The sequence below is a fragment of the Labrys okinawensis genome, assembly GCF_002982075.1.
Classification (GTDB): Bacteria; Pseudomonadota; Alphaproteobacteria; order Rhizobiales; family Labraceae; genus Labrys; species Labrys okinawensis_A.
Genome location: NZ_PUEJ01000001.1, coordinates 408,227 through 425,035, shown reverse-complemented (window position 1 = coordinate 425,035; position 16,809 = coordinate 408,227). Strand labels below are relative to the sequence as shown.

13 protein-coding genes are annotated in these 16,809 nt (G+C 65.4%); 6 read left to right on the top strand and 7 right to left on the bottom strand.

Annotation, left to right across the window (positions count from 1 at the left end; translation table 11 throughout):
- Positions 1 to 189: 189 nt before the first annotated feature.
- Positions 190 to 1,416 carry an allantoate amidohydrolase gene (locus C5L14_RS01975; RefSeq protein WP_105860341.1) on the bottom strand — a complete coding sequence of 409 codons (1,227 nt, stop codon included), beginning with the start codon at positions 1,414 to 1,416 and terminating at the stop codon, positions 190 to 192.
- A gap of 7 nt (positions 1,417 to 1,423) precedes the next feature.
- The gene (locus tag C5L14_RS01970; RefSeq protein WP_105860340.1) at positions 1,424 to 2,824 is read right to left on the bottom strand and encodes an amidase; all 1,401 of its coding nucleotides are present in this window, start codon (positions 2,822 to 2,824) and stop codon (positions 1,424 to 1,426) included.
- A 301-nt stretch (positions 2,825 to 3,125) separates the two neighbouring features.
- Between C5L14_RS01970 and C5L14_RS01965 the strand changes: the two genes are divergently transcribed.
- Together C5L14_RS01965 and C5L14_RS01960 are read left to right on the top strand one after the other, a co-directional pair.
- Complete coding sequence (locus C5L14_RS01965) at positions 3,126 to 4,079, top strand: phosphotransferase family protein (protein WP_245443179.1); 954 nt, start codon at positions 3,126 to 3,128, stop codon at positions 4,077 to 4,079.
- Positions 4,079 to 5,038, top strand: coding sequence for a choline kinase family protein (locus C5L14_RS01960; RefSeq protein ID WP_105860339.1), 960 nt, complete (start codon positions 4,079 to 4,081; stop codon positions 5,036 to 5,038). The genes C5L14_RS01965 and C5L14_RS01960 overlap by 1 nt, the downstream gene beginning before the upstream one ends.
- Before the next feature lie 50 nt (positions 5,039 to 5,088).
- Here C5L14_RS01960 and C5L14_RS01955 read toward each other — a convergent pair whose 3' ends face one another.
- Entirely contained in the window at positions 5,089 to 6,039 is a 951-nt protein-coding gene (locus C5L14_RS01955; RefSeq protein WP_105860338.1) for a helix-turn-helix domain-containing protein, read from the bottom strand.
- A gap of 109 nt (positions 6,040 to 6,148) precedes the next feature.
- The gene (locus C5L14_RS01950; RefSeq protein ID WP_105860337.1) at positions 6,149 to 7,018 is read right to left on the bottom strand and encodes a DeoR/GlpR family DNA-binding transcription regulator; all 870 of its coding nucleotides are present in this window, start codon (positions 7,016 to 7,018) and stop codon (positions 6,149 to 6,151) included.
- 353 nt (positions 7,019 to 7,371) lie between these two features.
- On the opposite strand from C5L14_RS01950, the gene C5L14_RS01945 reads away from it, so the two are divergent.
- The 3 genes from C5L14_RS01945 to C5L14_RS01935 all read left to right on the top strand — a co-directional run bounded on the left by C5L14_RS01945 (position 7,372) and on the right by C5L14_RS01935 (position 12,711).
- Positions 7,372 to 8,712: an aspartate aminotransferase family protein gene (locus tag C5L14_RS01945; RefSeq protein WP_105860649.1), complete on the top strand. Its 1,341-nt coding sequence runs from the start codon at positions 7,372 to 7,374 to the stop codon at positions 8,710 to 8,712.
- 118 nt (positions 8,713 to 8,830) lie between these two features.
- Positions 8,831 to 9,355, top strand: coding sequence for a hypothetical protein (locus C5L14_RS01940; RefSeq protein WP_146126808.1), 525 nt, complete (start codon positions 8,831 to 8,833; stop codon positions 9,353 to 9,355).
- Between the two features lie 227 nt (positions 9,356 to 9,582).
- Positions 9,583 to 12,711 (top strand): LysM peptidoglycan-binding domain-containing protein, encoded by a 3,129-nt coding sequence (locus tag C5L14_RS01935; RefSeq protein WP_105860335.1) that lies wholly within the window; start codon positions 9,583 to 9,585, stop codon positions 12,709 to 12,711.
- Between the two features lie 177 nt (positions 12,712 to 12,888).
- On the opposite strand, the gene C5L14_RS01930 is transcribed toward C5L14_RS01935, so the two are convergent.
- The gene (locus C5L14_RS01930; protein ID WP_105860334.1) at positions 12,889 to 13,932 is read right to left on the bottom strand and encodes an EscU/YscU/HrcU family type III secretion system export apparatus switch protein; all 1,044 of its coding nucleotides are present in this window, start codon (positions 13,930 to 13,932) and stop codon (positions 12,889 to 12,891) included.
- Between the two features lie 142 nt (positions 13,933 to 14,074).
- On the opposite strand from C5L14_RS01930, the gene C5L14_RS01925 reads away from it, so the two are divergent.
- Positions 14,075 to 14,899, top strand: coding sequence for a tetratricopeptide repeat protein (locus C5L14_RS01925; protein WP_105860333.1), 825 nt, complete (start codon positions 14,075 to 14,077; stop codon positions 14,897 to 14,899).
- A 37-nt stretch (positions 14,900 to 14,936) separates the two neighbouring features.
- Here C5L14_RS01925 and C5L14_RS01920 read toward each other — a convergent pair whose 3' ends face one another.
- Both C5L14_RS01920 and C5L14_RS01915 read right to left on the bottom strand, forming a co-directional pair.
- Positions 14,937 to 15,410, bottom strand: a complete 474-nt coding sequence (locus tag C5L14_RS01920; RefSeq protein WP_181160974.1) for a hypothetical protein — start codon at positions 15,408 to 15,410, stop codon at positions 14,937 to 14,939.
- A 13-nt stretch (positions 15,411 to 15,423) separates the two neighbouring features.
- Entirely contained in the window at positions 15,424 to 16,701 is a 1,278-nt protein-coding gene (locus C5L14_RS01915; protein WP_245443178.1) for a type II and III secretion system protein family protein, read from the bottom strand.
- Positions 16,702 to 16,809 lie beyond the last annotated feature (108 nt).

Sequence of the window (16,809 nt, the reverse complement as noted above, 5' to 3'; positions counted from 1 at the left end):
GGTTTAGAATAAAGCGCGGATAGCCTTCTCCCCTTGCGGGAGAAGGTGGCCGAGCGGAGCGAGGTCGGATGAGGGGTGTCGGCGCGACACTTGCAAGGTCGCGTTTCTCCCCTCATCCGCCCCTTCGGGGCACCTTCTCCCACAAGGGGAGAAGGCTATCCGCGCCCCATTCTGCGAGACAATTCCCCCCTACTCCTCCGTCACCATGCGCCAGAGCACGTCCGTGAGCACTGCCAGCCCCTTGTCCAGCGCGGCTTCGTCGGTGAATTCGGCGGGGTTGTGGCTGAGGCCGTTGTGGCTCGGCACGAAAATCAGCGATGCCGGCATGCGCTTGTTGAGCGCGAGCGCATCATGGCCGGCGATCGTCTTCATTTCCATCGCGGAGAAGCCCAGCTCCCGTGCGACCGCAGCGGTCAGCGCCGCGCCATGCGGATCGAGCGTTGCCGTGCCGCGACGCTCGTCGACCGCGATCTCGATATCAACGCCCAGGGATGCCACCGCGGCCCTGGCCTCGGCCAGGAAGCGATCGCCCAAAGCGACGGCCACAGCAGCATCCTCATGGCGAAACTCGAACCAGACCTGAACCCGGCACGGCGTTACATTGGGTGAATTGGGATCGACGGTGATGCGCGCCGCCGAAGCATGGGCGCCGCTGCCGCCGAGTTCGACCAGGCAATGATGCAGTTCGATCGCCCTGGCGGCTGCCCGCAGGGCATCACGGCGGCGCGCCATCCGCGTCGGCCCTGTATGGGAGGGCTCGCCATGAAAGACCAGCGACAGTTTGCGGGCCGCCCAGCAACCGATGACGATGCCGATTTCGACGCCTTTCTCTTCCAGGAGCGGTCCCTGCTCGACATGAAGCTCGACATAGCGCCGCGGCGCCAGGGAGAGATCCGCTGTGCCGCGATAGCCGATGGCGGCCAGCGCCTCCCCAAGCGTGACGCCGGCACCATCGGCAAGGCCGAGGGCTGCGTCGAGCGCCAGTGTGCCGGCAAAGACGGAACTGCCGGTCAGGCTCGGTTGGAAGCGGGCGCCTTCCTCATTGGTCCAGTTGGCGGCAACCAGATTGCGTTTGGCCTTGCCCGGCTCGGCCGCCGCACGGGCGGCGACAGCCTCGACCGCCAGCAGGCCCGCCAGCACGCCATAAACGCCGTCATAGCGCCCACCGGTCGGCTGGCTGTCGAGATGGGAGCCGACAATCACCGCCTCCTGCGACGACGGCGCCAGGGCGGCAACGCCGAACATGTTGCCGATGGGGTCGACAAGCAGGCCGAGTTGGCGGCTGACGATCTCGGCGGCAAGCCGTGCCCGCGCCCCACCGTCTTCAGGCGTTCCGGTCAGGCGGCAGACACCCCCGTCGGGCGTGGCGCCGATCCGTGCGAAGGTTTCCAGCAGGCGGTTCAGTGTGGAGGTCATGGGCGCCTCATGCTCGGGGCTGGAGCGGCCAGTCCATGGTGATCGGCCTGAGGTCCTCCAGTGCCTTGGTCACCTGCAAGACGCCGAGATCGTCGCAGCGATGGCCGATGACCTGGATGCCGATCGGCAGATGCCGCTCGTCGAAGGCGGTACAGACGGTGGAGGCCGGCTGGCCGGTCTGGTTGAACAGGGCCGTGAAGACGGTGTGCGCCAGCGGCACCTCCCGCGAAACACCCGGCTCCTCGGCAGGGAAATTCACCACGGGCAGGGTCGGGGCGATCACATAATCCCAGCCCTCGAAGGCGGAAAGCAACGCCGCCTTCATCCTCGTGATGGCACCGAGGCTGCGAAAGAGATCCTCCCCGGAATGCGAAGCTCCCTGCTGCGCCCAATCCCGCACATAGGCGTTGATGCCGTTGCCGTCATGCGGCGGCAGGTCGCTGCATTCGACGAAGCCGCGGACCTGCAGGTAGAGATCGATCGGCGCATAGGCATCCTGGTCGAGCGGCGAGACGAACGGCTCGACGATCGCTCCTGCGCCTTCCAGCAGCCGGCCTGCGGCCTCTACGGCCGCATGCACCGCGGGTTCCGGCTTCGGCCCGAACCCCATATCGGTGAGAACGCCGATGCGCAGTCCCCTGAGGTCACGTTCGAGATGCCGGTGATATTGCAGGCCGTCGCCCGGGAAGCTCCAGGTGTCGCGCTCGTCGGAACGCGTGAGCACGCTCAGCATGCGGGCGATGTCCTCGACCCGCCGACCCATCGGGCCGGCCATGCGCATGGTATCGGGCGGCAGGTGCGGCACGCGGCCGTGGCTCGGCTTGAGGGAGGCGAGCCCGCAATGAGCGGCGGGCAGGCGCACCGAGCCGGCGATGTCAGTTCCCACGGCCAGGAAACCCATGCCGGCCGCGACCGAGGCGCCGGCGCCGGACGAAGAGCCCCCGGTATTCCAGGACAGGCCCCAGGGATTGCGGGTGATGCCGTGTAGCGAGCTGATGCCGGAGGCCATCAGCCCGCAATCGGGCATGGTCGTCTTGGCGAAGATCGGGGCGCCGGTTTCCATGAGGGCGAGGGCCGGCGGTGCGTTGTAGGTGGAAGCCGGCAGGTCCCGATTGGCGGCGATGCCGTGTCTATAGGGCCAGCCCACCATGGCGACGCTGTCCTTGACCGTGACCGGGATGCCGTCGAGCACACCGGCCGGCGTGCCGGCCCGATAGCGGGCCTCGGAGGCCCGGGCCGTGGCGAGCGCCTCCTCCGGCCTGAGACAGAAGAGCGCGTTCACGGCGGCATTGGTCGCCTCGGAATGCTCGATCACCGTGCGCGTGACCTCGACCGGGGAAAGCTCCCCTGCCGCGTAGGCGTCGACGATCTCACCGACACTCATGGCGACAAGGCTGCTGATGGACATGGAAGGCTCCCTGTTCCGGCACGATTTCGAGCGCCGGTGATATCGCTCGACCTAACGGATTTTGCTCAAGCTCGGGTAGGGGCACGGTCTGCCGGACAAGAAATCATGGAGCATCAGGCATCCTCACCACGGCCTTTCGCGGCGAAGATAGGATCGGGGCAATGGCCTGCGCCATCGCCTCCAAAACCACCATCGCTAGGGCAAAATGCGTCGAGCGAAACGCTCCTGCCCTAGTTCCTTGTTTCGACATGCCTTTGCGATTCCTTTCGATATCACAGAGGCTTCGGGGGCCGACGACGGAATGAGCATGTTCGAGGAGGAGCGGGCACGGGCGGAGGCCCATGTCCGACAGCTGCCCGGCTGGGCGGCGCGCACGATCACGACGGAGCCTGCCATACCGGTGCTTGCCTCACCGAGCTGGCGGGGCGTCGACGGTTCGCCCTGGCGGGTGCGCGACAAGGCGAGCGGCGAGAGCCTGTTCGTCAAGCTCATGCATCCCGACGCCGCCTTCTACATCGATATCGCCTGCGCCTTCCAGGCGGCGCGGCGGGCTTCCGAGCTCGGCATCGGTCCGCGTGTCTTCCTGGCGGAGGAGAATACGGGCGTCCTCGTGATGGAGGATCTCGACGCCGGCTGGCGTACCGCCACCCTGGAACGCCTGCTCGACCAGGACATCGTCGATCGCGTCCTGGCAGCGCGAGGGCGCTTCCAGGAAAGCGCCGCGCTCAGCCGCACCAGCAGCGTGTTCGACGAGATCGAGCGCTTTCATCGCGATGCCCGCGCGGCCAAAGGCCAATTGCCTGCCGATGCGGACTGGCTGCTGGCGGAACTGCGTTATGCCGGGCAGGTGATGGCATCAGGCCGAAGGGCGCCGGTGCCCAGCCATGGCGACGGCAATGTCTCGAACATCATGATCAGCGAGACCGGCGAGATTCGCCTGGTCGATTGGGACAGGGCCGGCAACGCCGACCCGCTCGAAGATATGGGCAGCTTCCTCGCCGAAGCCTTCGACCAGGAGCCGGAGGCGCGCGACGCCTTCGCCCGCACCCAGGGCGGCTTCGACGAGGCCGCCTATAACCGCGCCTGGCTCTATGGCGTGGCGGATGATCTGCGCTGGGGTCTGATCGGCACCCTCGTGGCCGCCCGCTCGCCGCGCAACACCCTGGAATTCCATAAATTCGCCAGCTGGCGCCTGGTGCGCTGCCGCATGGCGGTGCATTCGCCCCGTTTCGGCGAAGCGCTGCGGAGGGTCTGATGTCCGTCAAGAAACGCCTCGGCGAGGCCGCCAGCGAAGCCGAACACCGCCTGGAGGCGGCCATTGCCAGGGTACCGTTCTGGCAGGGCCGCAGCGTGCACTATACCGCCCTGGTTGGCGGGCTGATGAACCAGAACTGGGTCGCGGAAATCGAAGGCGACGCCAGGCGCTATTTCATCAAGGTGCCCGGGGCGGGTTCGGAAATGTTCATCGACCGCGTCGCCGCCAACCAAGCCGCGCGCAACGCGCATGCCATCGACGTGGCGCCGGAAGTGGTGTTCTTCGATGCGGCGGATGGCCTGGAGATCAGCGAATTCCTCGACGGCTACCGGGCCTGCACCAATGCCGACTTCTCCGACCCGGCCATCCAGGCCGACGTGCTCGGCATCTATCGCCGCCTGCATGCCAGCCCTGCCCTGTCGCTGACCAAGACCATCTTCGACATGATCGAGGAGCATATCGAGCAGGGCCGCGAACTCGGCGCCCATTTCCCGCCGGCCATGCCCTGGATCGAGCATCGCTACCGCCAGGCCAAGGCCGCCTTCCTGGCCTCCGGGCTCGATCTCGTGCCCTGCTTCAACGATCCCATGCCCGGCAACTTCCTGATCAGCGCCGACGGAGCGCCCAACTCGCGGCCGATGAAACTGATCGACTACGAGTTCGCCTCCAACAATGAACGGGCCTATGAGCTCGGCGTGCTGTTCGCCGAAATGTTCTATGACGAGCAGAAGACCCTGGAGCTGATCGAGCAATATTGCGGCGCCGTGCGGCCGGATATGGTGGCACGGGTCATGCTCAACCGGGCCCTCGCCGACGTCAAATGGGCAAGCTGGGCGGTGGTCAACCGCAAGCTCAACAGCTGGGACTTCGACTACCAGAAATATGGCGTGTGGAAATACATGCGCGCGCGCCAGGTGATGTACGACCCGCGCTGGGAAAGCTGGTTGCGGCAGATTTGAGTTTGCCCCCGGGTATGCAGACGTCTGGTCCGCGCACCCGGAAATCACGATCAGGGCGAAGCCTGCAGGGTGTGGCCTGTGAAACGGTGGCGCGGCAGGCGTTCCTGCGTCTCCACGGCAGGCAGCGGCGCCTTCGGCTCCGGTGTCTCCTGGGCGGCGCGGCGCGCATCCCGCGGCGCCATGTTGAACTGGCGGCTGAAGCTGCGGGAGAAATGCGAGACGTTCTTGAAGCCGACCTGATAGGCGATCTCCGAGACCGTCAGGCGTCCTCCCGGATCGGCCACAAGCAATTCATAGGCCCGTTGCAGGCGCCTGAGCTGCATGAACTGGCTGACCGTGGTGTCGTCGTCGTTGAACAGGCTGTAGAGATAGCTCAGCGAGATCCTGCTGCTGGCGGCGATCTTGCGCGGCGTCAGCTCCTGGTCACCCAGATTCTTCTCGATGAACTCGAAGATGCGCCGCCGCAGGTGATAGCGCGCATTGCGCACATCGACGGTCGAACCGCGATCCTCCGCACCGATGGCGAGCGCCACGAAACTGAAGATCTCGGTGGCGAGCGCTTCCGGATTGGGCGGCGGACAATCGGCGAAGACCTCCGCGACACTGCGCAGCAGCTCCACCATGAGGCGGGTCATCTGCACATTGGCGCCGAAGCGGCGGCCGATGTGATCGTCGACGGATGTCAGCCGGCCCCGCAATTCCAACGTGGGAATGCGCAGCACCATGAGCGAGGCGTTCGCCGGGGCGGAAAACTCGTGGAACTCCATCTGGCTGAGCAGCACATATTCCCCCGCCCCCACACTGCCGGTGCGGCCGGCCTGCGCGTAGTGCAGCGTCCCGCTCAGGGGCACCAAGAGCATGTAGCAGGCTTCTCCCACGCCCTTGACCGGCTCGCAATTGCAGATCCGCTCCCCCTCGGCCTGCGTGATTTCCAGGGTTAGCCGGCCGATATGGATCGGCCGTGATGCCGCAGAGCGGGCGCGAGTGGCAGGATGATGCATGAGGTGGCCCCGTTCGGTCTGTATGGATGGTGTTCGGTCTTGTTGTCGTTCGGTCCGCATCGGGTGCGGCCCCGCCCTGTCGGTGGCTCTGCGGCCACCTTGGTGAGGGTCAGCGTGTCCCCTCCCCGGCATTCTCGTTGCGCGGACCGGCCACGATGATCTCGGTGCCGGCCTCCTTGAGACCACCGGCAAGCGAGCCTTGCGGCTGCCGATCGGTGACGAGGCGGTCGATCGCATCCCAGCGCGAGCAGATGGCAACGGCGAGCTGATCGAACTTGGCGTGATCGGCCACCACGATCGCCTCGGCCGCGCGCTGGACCATGGCGGCATAGACGGCGCCCGCCTCCTCGTCGGCATCGTAGATGCCGCGAGCCCCCAGGCCCGTCGCCCCGACAATGGCGCGATTGGCCTCGTAACCATTGATGCTGGCGATGGTCTGCGAGCCCAGGAGATAGCCCTCGCTGGCGTGGAGGCGGCCGGCGCAGAACAGCACGCGGATGGTCGGATTGGTGCCGAGCGCCATCGCGGCGGCGAAGTCATGGGTGATGACGGTGATGTCGCGGTTGCGCGCGGCTAGGAAACGGGCGACGTGATAGGTGGTGGTGCCGCCGCCCAGCATCAGCACTTCCTTGGGCAGGATCATGGCGGACACGGCAGCGGCGATGGCTTCGCGCTCGGCGATCATCACATGGCGTCGATCGCTGCGCGAGGGTTCGTGCGCGAAGGGACGGGAAGCCCCGCCATAGGTGCGGTTGATCAGGCCCTGCTCATGCAGTTCGAGCAGGTCGCGCCGGATGGTCTCGCCGGAGACACCGAGCGCGGCGGCGAGTTCCGAGGCCCGCAAGGTCGGCGCGGCGGAAAGCTGCGCGATGATGCGCTGCTGGCGCACTTCCTTCGACAGTCGGTCCCGTTCCTGGCTTGGCTGAGCCGGACGGGGATATCTGTCTTCCTTCTCCGCGGACGGCGCATCGCTTGCCATCGATTACCCCACCGGTTGGCGTCGCTGCTGGAAATGGGACTTGGAGGCCCTCTCCTCCAATCTTGTCGCGATCGATGTGGAATGTCCACAAAAAATGCGGAACCTTCCTCACATCCACATGGTACCGCCGCGCCTTGAACTGTTCCGTTTCTTGACCAAATGGATAAAAACGATGTCGCTTTTCGTACAATCCTCGCAGCATTCCGAAAGGAGATGCCGATATTCTGCAAAATCTGTGCTGAGCGTGTTTGAAGATTGTGGAACCTCACACACAATTTGATGGTAGTTGCAAAGGTGCTCGTCTCCCCTTGAAGATGCCCGTCAGCCGCACCGGAACCCGCCTGGACCCTGCCATGCAGATCGAGAAGGAAATCCTCGCCCTCAACGCCTATGATCCGCAGGCGGCCGAGCCGGGTGACGAGCAGACGCGCCGTGCCGTGGCAAGGCGCCTCGGGACTTTCGGGCGCGGCGCCGTGCTGTTCTATCGCGAGCCAATCGAGGCGGTGAGCGCCGAGGGCGTGTGGATCCAGGGAGCGGACGGCAGGCGCTATCTCGACGTCTACAACAACGTCCCCTCCGTCGGGCATTGCCATCCGCGCGTGGTGGAGGCGATCAGGCGCCAGGTCGGCACGCTGAACATCCACACGCGCTATCTCAACGCGGTCGTCGACAGCTATGCCGAGCGCCTGCTGGCGAGCTTGCCGGAGCCGATCGGCAATGTGGTCCTCACCTGCACCGGCAGCGAGGCCAACGACCTTGCCCTGCGGGTCGCCCGGGCGGCCACCGGCGGCAGCGGCTTTATCGTGAGCGAGATGGCCTATCACGGCAACACGGCAGCCGTGACCGACATCTCGCCGTCCTCGCGCACCGGCCGCCCGCTGGCGCCCCATGTGCGTACCGTGCCGGCACCGGATTCCTATCGCAAGCCGGACGAACATCCCGGCAAGGCGATGGCAGCCGCCGTGAGCGAGGCGATCGCGGACATGGCGGACAAGGGCATCCGCTTTGCCGGCATGGTCGCCGACACCATCTTTTCGAGCGATGGCGTCCATGCCGATCCGCCGGGCCTGCTGGCACCGGTCGTCGCCGTCGTACACGCCCAGGGCGGCCTCTTCATCGCCGATGAGGTCCAGCCGGGTTTCGGGCGCACCGGCGACGCTCTCTGGGGCTTCCAGCGCCATGACATCGTTCCCGACATCGTCACCATGGGCAAGCCGATGGGCAACGGCTTCCCGATGGGCGGCATGGCACTGAGGCCGGATCTGCTCACCGCCTTCAACGCCAGCGACAAATATTTCAACACGTTCGGCGGTAACCCCGTGGCTGCTGCCGCGGGCCTCGCCGTGCTCGATGTTATCAGGGACGAAGGCCTCATCGAGAATGCCCGCGATGTCGGCCGCTATCTGCGCGACGGCCTGCGGGAAATCGCCAACCGACATCTTGCCATCGGCGAAGTACGCGGCGCGGGGTTGTTCATCGGCCTGGAATTCGTGACGGACCGCGAAAGCAAGACGCCGGCGCCGGAAACGGCGAGCGCCATGATCAACGGCCTGCGCGAGCGCGGTGTCCTGATCGGCGCCGCCGGCGCCTATGGCAACACGCTGAAGATCCGGCCTCCCCTCTGCTTCGGCAAGGAGCATGCCGATGCCTTCGTCGACCATTGCGACGCCGTGCTGAACCGGATCCAAGGCTGAAATGCGACTTCTCGGCCGTTAAAATCAGGGTACGAGGCCTCGCGGGCGGCCTCAGGCCTCACTTACTCCACACCGGGGTGATCACATTTGTGCAACCATGGAGGAGTAGGAGCGAGTCATGCATAGTTCGTCTCTCGTCATGATCTTGTCGCTGTCGCTTGCGGCAGCAACATCGGCATCAGCTCAGATGCTCGGCGAGAAATATACGCGGTATCCCGAACAGCCTGCCTGCACGCTTTTCGTCTCCCTCGACAAGATCAAGGCAGGGCGCCCGCTTCCTTCCGATTGCATCAAACTGCGGCGATTCCAGAAGGTGACCTATCAGCGCAATGTCGGGGGCTACGAGGTCGTGGATGTCGGCGGCCGCATCTATTTCACCTTCGGAAACTGCAACTACGCCGGCAATACCAGCCCTTCGAAGAGCTGCTTCACCTTCAGGTCCAATGCCGCTGACATGAAGGCAGACGATGTCAAATCCGCCGAACTCAAGGCGGCGGACACCAAGCGACGCCTGGACAAATGCCTGGAGATGGGGGCACCGCTTCGCTCCTCCGACCAGAAGGGTACGCCGCGAAACTGCGCCTCCCTTGCCGCGACATACAGATACGACAAGAAGAATCTGGATCGAATTCGCGCCCAGTGAAGTGCCTGCCACAGGCGGCGCTCGACCTCTTCGGACCTTTTGCGCGCAACGGCGTGTCGGATGCACATGCCTCGCAGGACCTGCCGGCTCCTCGCCAAATAGGTCCGGCGTGTCATCAAACCATCATCCACCCCCGGCCATATTGCCATCCACAAACTGGCCGCGCGCCCGCTCGCGGCGGACGCGCTGCTGCCATGGCACGACTGATCTTGGCGGGGTGATGCAGCATGTCTTATCGCATAGATCCGAACGCACGGTTTCGCTTCGACCCGATGCGGAATGTGAGCTTCGCGCTGCCCCCGCAGCAGCAGAAATTCTTCGAATCGCAGATCGACAAGGCCGTGCGCGAACGGGCCGATGCCGGCGGGCCCAAGCAGCTCGACCCGAAGACGGAGAAGACGGTCGTCGTCGAAAAGGGCGACAGCCTGTGGAAGATCGCCGCCGAGAGCAATGTGAAGTTCGCGGACCTCCTCGCGGCCAACAAGGGCCATTTCGACGCCAATGGCGAGGCGATTCACCCCAATGATGTGATCATCGTCCCGGAGAGCGCGCCCGAGCTGGTCGCCAGGTCCCCGGCCGGCGCCGACGGCGCACCGAGCGGAGAGAAGGCCTTCCTCGACGATCTCTATGGCCAGGGCAACAAACTCGCTTACCAGGACGACATCTCCCTGCAGGAGCTGGATGCCGGCCGCGCGGCGATCAAGGCCGATATCGGGGCCTATCTCGATGCCCTGCCGCCGTCCCAGCGCCAGGCAGCCGCGTTGCGGATCGCCGGCTATGACTGGTCGGACGGCGGGCCGGCCAAGGCCAGTGCCGAAGCGGCAATCCGCGAACGCGGCCTCGAGAGTGATCCGGAGGAGGCCTTTGCAAAAGGCCTCTACGAACGCGGCAACAAGGGCGCGGATTCCGACGACCCCACCTATGATTTCGCGGCCGAGCAGAAACAACTCACGGTCGATACCAAGGCCTATCTGGCCGGCTTGCCCGAGGCAGAGCGGCCGGCCGCCCTGCAGCGCCTCTTCGACCGCGACTGGACGGATGGCGGTCCTGCGCTGAGGGCGATCGAGGCCGCCGGCAAGGAGCTGGGCATTGCCCTGCGCCCGTCCGGCCATGCCGGGCCGCAGGTGGAAGCAGCCGCCCGCAAGATCATCGATGAAGCCAATACCGCGGGCAGCCCAGGCGACGCCTTCAAGAAACTGGCCGATGCTTACGCCAAGGCAACACCCGAGGTGAGGCAGGCCATCGCGAATTCACAGGATGTGCTGCCCCTCATCCAGGCAGCCGCCGACCAGGCAACGCAGCCGTTGAAGAACTATGACCCCAAGACGGCGACCAGCGACCAGGGCGATGCCGCGACGGTGATGTACAATCTGCGCGGCCTGGTGGACAAGGCCGACCCCGACCTGGCGGTCAGGCTGATGCAGGCTGCCCTGCCCACCATCGAGGCCGCCAATGCCACGCGCCAGCGCGAGATCGGCACCGATCTCATCGGCATGGAAGGCCTGTCGAACCTGATGGCGATCATCGACAAGATCGGCGATGCTCCGGGCGCTTCGGCAGTCGTCGAACGCTTCGCCGAGATCGGAAGCTACAACATCAATTCCATCCCCCAGGCCATCGCCAGCGGCTCGCGCCTGGATTACCCCCTCGCCCTCGGCTATCCCGTCGATGAGACCATCACGCCCAATGTGCAGCAATTCGCGGCCGGCACCGTGAACAAGGATGTCGACGCCTATCTGGAACACACCAAGGAGCTGCAATATCTGATCGCCAGCAAGGGTCCGCTGATGACGCCCGAGCAGCTCACCCAGGCCATCGCCGACTACAAGACGGGCAAGGGCACGCAATGGCAGCAGAAGGAGCAGGATCTCGCCGCCCAGGTCCGCGAGGACGGCAAGAAGCTCCTGGTCCAGATCGACCAGCTGGGCCATCTGCCGCCCGAACTCGCCTCGTATCAGAAGCATGCCAACGACACGGTCGCCAAGCTGCTCGCCGACGACAAGACCGCGATGGCGCTCAACATGACGCTGACGCAGGAGCCGGCCCTGCTCGGCCTGCCCAAGTTCGATAAGCTCGCAGGCACGCTGCGCCTGACCGACCGCGGCCGCAAGATCGTCGAGGAAGCTGCAACCCAGCTGATCCGGCGCACCGTGATCCCCAGCTTCGCCGATTTCGACCCAGGCAATCCGGCAACGTTCAAGAAGGTCGACGATGCGCTCGTCTCCTTCAAGGACGGCAGCATGGCCAGGATGCTCGGCATCAAGCAGGGAGATCTCGACAAGGCCATCAAGCTGGTCGAGGATTCACTGCCAAAAGCCGGGGACGCCCCCGCCGAGGTGGAGCGCAAGATGCGCCAGCTCAATGCGGGGCTGGACGACATCACCGACAGGGATGGCATCAAGGCCTTCAGGAACGACACGACGCCAGGCAAGATCCTGCGCATCATCGGCGCCGCCGCCACCCTGGCGGGCCTGGCCAATTCCGGCGTCAATTTTGCCAACAACCCCACCTGGAAGGGCGGGCTCAAAATGGTGATCGACGCCGCCGGCGTCAGCCAGCGCGTGATCGAAATCTCGCACGGCTTTGGCCTTCTCTCGGGCGGCAACAAATCGGTTGAGGTCTTCGGATCCAGCAGCAAGCCGGCCGTGAAGGTGCTCGGTGCCGTCGGCGCGGTCTTCGATGTCTGGAACGCCGTCGATTATTTCAAGGCGGGCGACCCGACGATGGGCAGCCTCTCCCTCGTCGCCGGCGGCGGCACGGTGATGGCGGCGCTCGGCACCGGCACCGCCTTCGGCCCGATCGGGCTCGCGGTCGTCATCGGCGCCGTAATCGCCCAGTTCGTCGTGGCAGGCAACCGCGACAACCACGAATTCGAAACCGCCGACGCGACCGCCTTCCTCGAGCATGCCGGCCTGTCGGAAGAGGCCGCCACCGCCCTGAGGAACCAGAGCCGCGAAGGCTACAGCCCCGTGCCCCTCCTCATCCAATATGGCGAGCTCAAGGGCTTCAAGATGAACGATACCGCCAGCCGGCAGGCCTTCATCGACTGGATCAACGCCATGCCCGAGGCGGCGCGCGACACGCTGGTGAGCAACCTGCACCATACGCTCGCCGGCCTTAAGGGCGATGCCTCCAAGCTGCCGCAGACGTCGTCGTCCGACTCAGCCTATACGGATCCCTCGCGCTTCAATGCCAAGGAGGATTTCACGGCTCCCGACGATTACGGTTCGGGCGAGGTCACCGTCCATATCGACAATACCGCCTCCAAGGTTCGCAAGGGCGAAGCCGGGCCGGTTTCGGTCGCGCAGATCGATGTCGCGCTTGCGGCACTCGGCATCGCCATTCCCGTGGCCTGACCGGTTCTGAAGAAACCCGTCGAAGCCGAAGCCACAACCGGCGCGCCGCCGTAGTCCGACAGATGCACGTTCCCAACGAGGCGCTCGAAACACGGAGTCGCCCCCCGGTCGACATTGTCCGAGTTCGTCGACCGAAGGGCGACATTCCGAATTCCGTTCAAATGGAGATTGCTACTGCTAGACCAGCCCGTTCTTGACCAGATGGGCGACGATGGCCGGGAAATAGTCCGGCTCGACATAGGCGCCGGGGGCCGTGCGCGCGAACAGGGCCTCGGCCAGGGCCGCATCCTCGACGATCGTCAGATCAAGGTCGCGGGCTTGCGCGCGTAGGCCCGCCGCGGCCGCCCCTTCGCCCTTGCCGACGACGACCGGTACGGGTGTTTCGCCGCGCACATAGCGCAGGCCCACCAGATGGTCCCGGCCGGCGACGACCAACACCGCATTGGCGAGGCCGAGCCTGTAGGACCTACCGGCTACGTCGCGGCGCTGGCGCTGAAGTTCCTGACGAATCTGAGGATCGCCCTCCAAATCCTTGTGCTCGCGTTTATATTCCGTTTTCGTCATTCGCATGTCGCGCAGAAAGAGGCCGCGCTGGATCGGCACGTCGATGAGGCCGACGACGATGAAGGCAAGCGCGGCCGCTGCCCCCAGGGGCGTGAGGATGGCGAGCAGTGTCGGCTCGAGGCAGGACTGGCCGCAGCCGGGAACCTCGAAGAGCGGCTGCAGCCACGCCGCCATGATCGCGACGAACACGGCCGCCAGCAGCAGCGTCTTCATCAGGCTCTTGGCGAATTCGACGACATTGCGCATGGAGGCGATGCGCTTCAGGCCCTTGGCCGGATTGACATGCTCGAATTGCGGCTTCAGCGGCTCGAAGGAAAAGACCGGGCCACGCGTTGCGATGGTACTGACCAGGATCGTCACGGCGACCACGACCCCCGCCAGCGGCGCCACGATGGTGAGAAGCGTGAGCATCGCCTGGTGAATCAGGGCGCTGGCGGCCGGGGCGAAGGGCGCCGATTGGGCGCTCGCCACAAGCTCGGCGAATTGCTTGATGCGATCCATGATGCCGGAGCCGGCGATATAGAGGAATGCCAGCGCCGCGAAGATCGAAAAGCCCGAAACCAGGTCCCGGCTGTTGGAAACCTGCCCCTTGCGTCGTGCATCGCGCAGTTTCTTTTCCGAAGCGGGAAGCTTTTTCTCTTCGCTTTCCTGCGACATGTCAGCGCCCTATACCATGCGCGAGCACGCTATTTCCTGCGCGGCTTTGCGCGGCTCCAAGGTTCCTCGTGGATGACCTGCGTATATGGTTTCCGCGCCAGGAGGCTTGCGATATGATCCCGCGGCTTTCAGGAGGATCGGCATGCGGCTGCGCACGGCGTTTTGTCCCGTCTTTGCGATGATGGTGCTTTCGGCCTGCACCACGGCGCATAATGCCAACACGCCCGCTGTCGGTCTGGGCAGTGCTTCGAACACCCAATCCTCGCGCCTGATGCGGCTGGCCGCCGATGTCGAGTCGCATGGCGACAAAGGAACCGCACTCGCCCTCTATGAACGGGCAGCCGCCGCGCCCGACGCCTCCGCGACGGCCAATGTCGAGGTCGGCGATGCCTATGTTCGGGCCGGCTCCTACCCCAATGCGATAAGCGCCTACCGCACCGCGCTGGCGAAATCGCCGAAGGACGGCAAGGCCCTCGTCGGTCTGGGCTCGGCCATGATGGCGACCGGCGACAACGAGGCCGGGCTCCGCGCCCTCGGCGAAGGCGCGCAGATCGTCAACACGTCCAGCGCCTATAACCGGCTCGGCGTGGCGCAGACCGTCGCCGGCCAGACCGGCGCGGCCGAGGCCTCCTTTTCGCGCGCCCTTGCCCTGTCGCCCTCGGACCTCGACATCAAGGCCAACATAGCGCTCGCCGCGTCCCTCGCCGGCGACGCATCGAAGGCGATGCCGTTCATCCAGCAGGTCGCGGCCGCTCCGGACGCGCAATTGCATCACAAGCGCAACCTCGTGGTCTGCTACGGCCTGCTGGGCCAGGACAATCAGGTCCGCGCCGCCCCGCCCGTCGGTCTTTCCAGCGGCGAGGTCGACGCGCTGCTGGCCCGCACCCGCTCGATCCGCGCCAAGGCCAGCCCCAAGGAGCGCGCCGAGGCGCTCGGCCTGATGAATAGCGCGGCCAGCGCCAGCTAAGCCATGGCCTGATGCTTCCCTGGACCGGGATCCGATCCTAGTCGGAGGACTGCTGCGTCGCACTGCCGCCGGCACCGCCGAGATTTTCCGATGAGGATGCATCCCCCTCTTTCTCCCCCAGCAGATATTTTCGCGCCGCACGCGCGGTCGTGACGCCGGCGGCCGGACCCATGCGCCGGCCTTCGACGAGGTCACTCTGCCTTTCGGTCATGCGCTGCAAATTGTAGGCATTGGCGCAGCCCGGCGGCAGGTGGGCCCCGAGATCAGGCATGGCCGCTTCCACCGTGCCCCAGGCCGGTCGCTGGACATCGGCCGGCGGGCCGAGGCAGGCATCGGGCACCAGCACCGAGCCTGTCGCACCCTTGGCCGAACCATGGCCCGCATTGGTCGCCACATAGCTGTAGCCGGGCGAATAATCGGCCGTGGGCCCCGCCGAGCAGCCGGCCAATGCGATCAGGCCGACCAAAGCCATGCCCCGACAAAGGCCGGCCCGCAGGAAATTCGCGTGCATGCTGCCGTCCTTCCTATTTCACGATGAGGCCCATGCCGGCGGTGTTCGCCGGCTTGCGGGCCTTCTTGTTTCGGGCCGGCCGGTCGATCGGCGTGGCAAGGTCATGGCTTCGCACCGGCTGGACGAGATAGGGCGTGACCAGGATCACCAGCTCGGTTTCCTCGCGCTGGAAACGCTCGGATTGGAAGAGCGTGCCGAGCACCGGCACGTCGCCCAGGAAGGGGAATTTCTGCAGGCTCTTGGCAAATCTCTGCTGGAACAACCCCGCAATCGCGAAGGTCTGCCCGCTTGCCACCTCCACCGTGGTATCTGCCCGCCGCACCACGAAGCTCGGCAGGTTGAAGCCGTTGAGGCTGACGCCGCCGGAATCGGAGATCGAACTGACCTCCGGCTTGACGTGGATGGCGATGTGGTTGTTGGGGAGCAGCGTCGGGGTGAAGTTGAGCGAGACGCCGAAGGACTTGTATTCGACTGTCACGGTATCGCGGCTTTGCGGGATCGGCACGGGAATTTCGCCGCCGGCGAGGAAGCTCGCCGTCTGGCCCGTGACCGCGGTCAGGTTCGGCTCGGCCAGGATCTTGACGATGCCGTTGCGCTGCAGGGCCTCGATGAGGGCGCTGACATTGACGGCATTGGATCGCAGGCCAAGGCCGAGATTGCCGCCACCCTCGCTCACGCCGCCGGTCTTCAACAGGCCGAAGGAGAAGTTCCCCGAGGTGGCGAAGACGCCCCAATCGACGCCGAAGGACAGCAGTTCGGAGCGCGAGACCTCGGCAAAGCGCACGCGTATGTTGATCTGCTGCGAGCCGGAGATGGTGGTGTCGTTGATCGGCGGCCGGTCCGGCTGCGAATAGGTGCGCGCGACATCGTCGGTATCGAGCGCCTCGTCGACGCTGCCGGCATTGCCGCTGGCGACGATGCGGTCCCCGAAAATGGTGAGATTGGTCGCCCCGCGCGGCTGCATCACCTTCTGGGCCCGCTGGGCGGGCCTGGGATCGGTGCTGACCCGGAATTCCGTGGTCGCCTCGACCTTCTGGTCGGCCGTCACCGCGATCAGGTTGGTCAGGCCCGGCTTCAGCCCGAAAACATAGACCAGTTGCGGCGAGACGATCTGCAGGTCCGCGATAGTGGTATCGGCGACGAGCACGGATTCGACCGGCTGCTTGAAGCGAAACAGGCGTCCCTGCCCCACGGCGAGGTCGACGCTGGGCTTGCTCGGCAGGCTGGTCATGGTCTGGGCATGGGCGCCTTGCACCAGGCCCAGCAGGAGAAGCGCGAAAGCGGCAAGCACGGCCAGTTGCCGATACAGGTAAGACCAACCGATTTCCGGGGCGAAGCCTGATGCATGTGAGATCATGCAAAGGCCGGCCCTGCCGTGACTTGTCATTCCGTTCCTCTC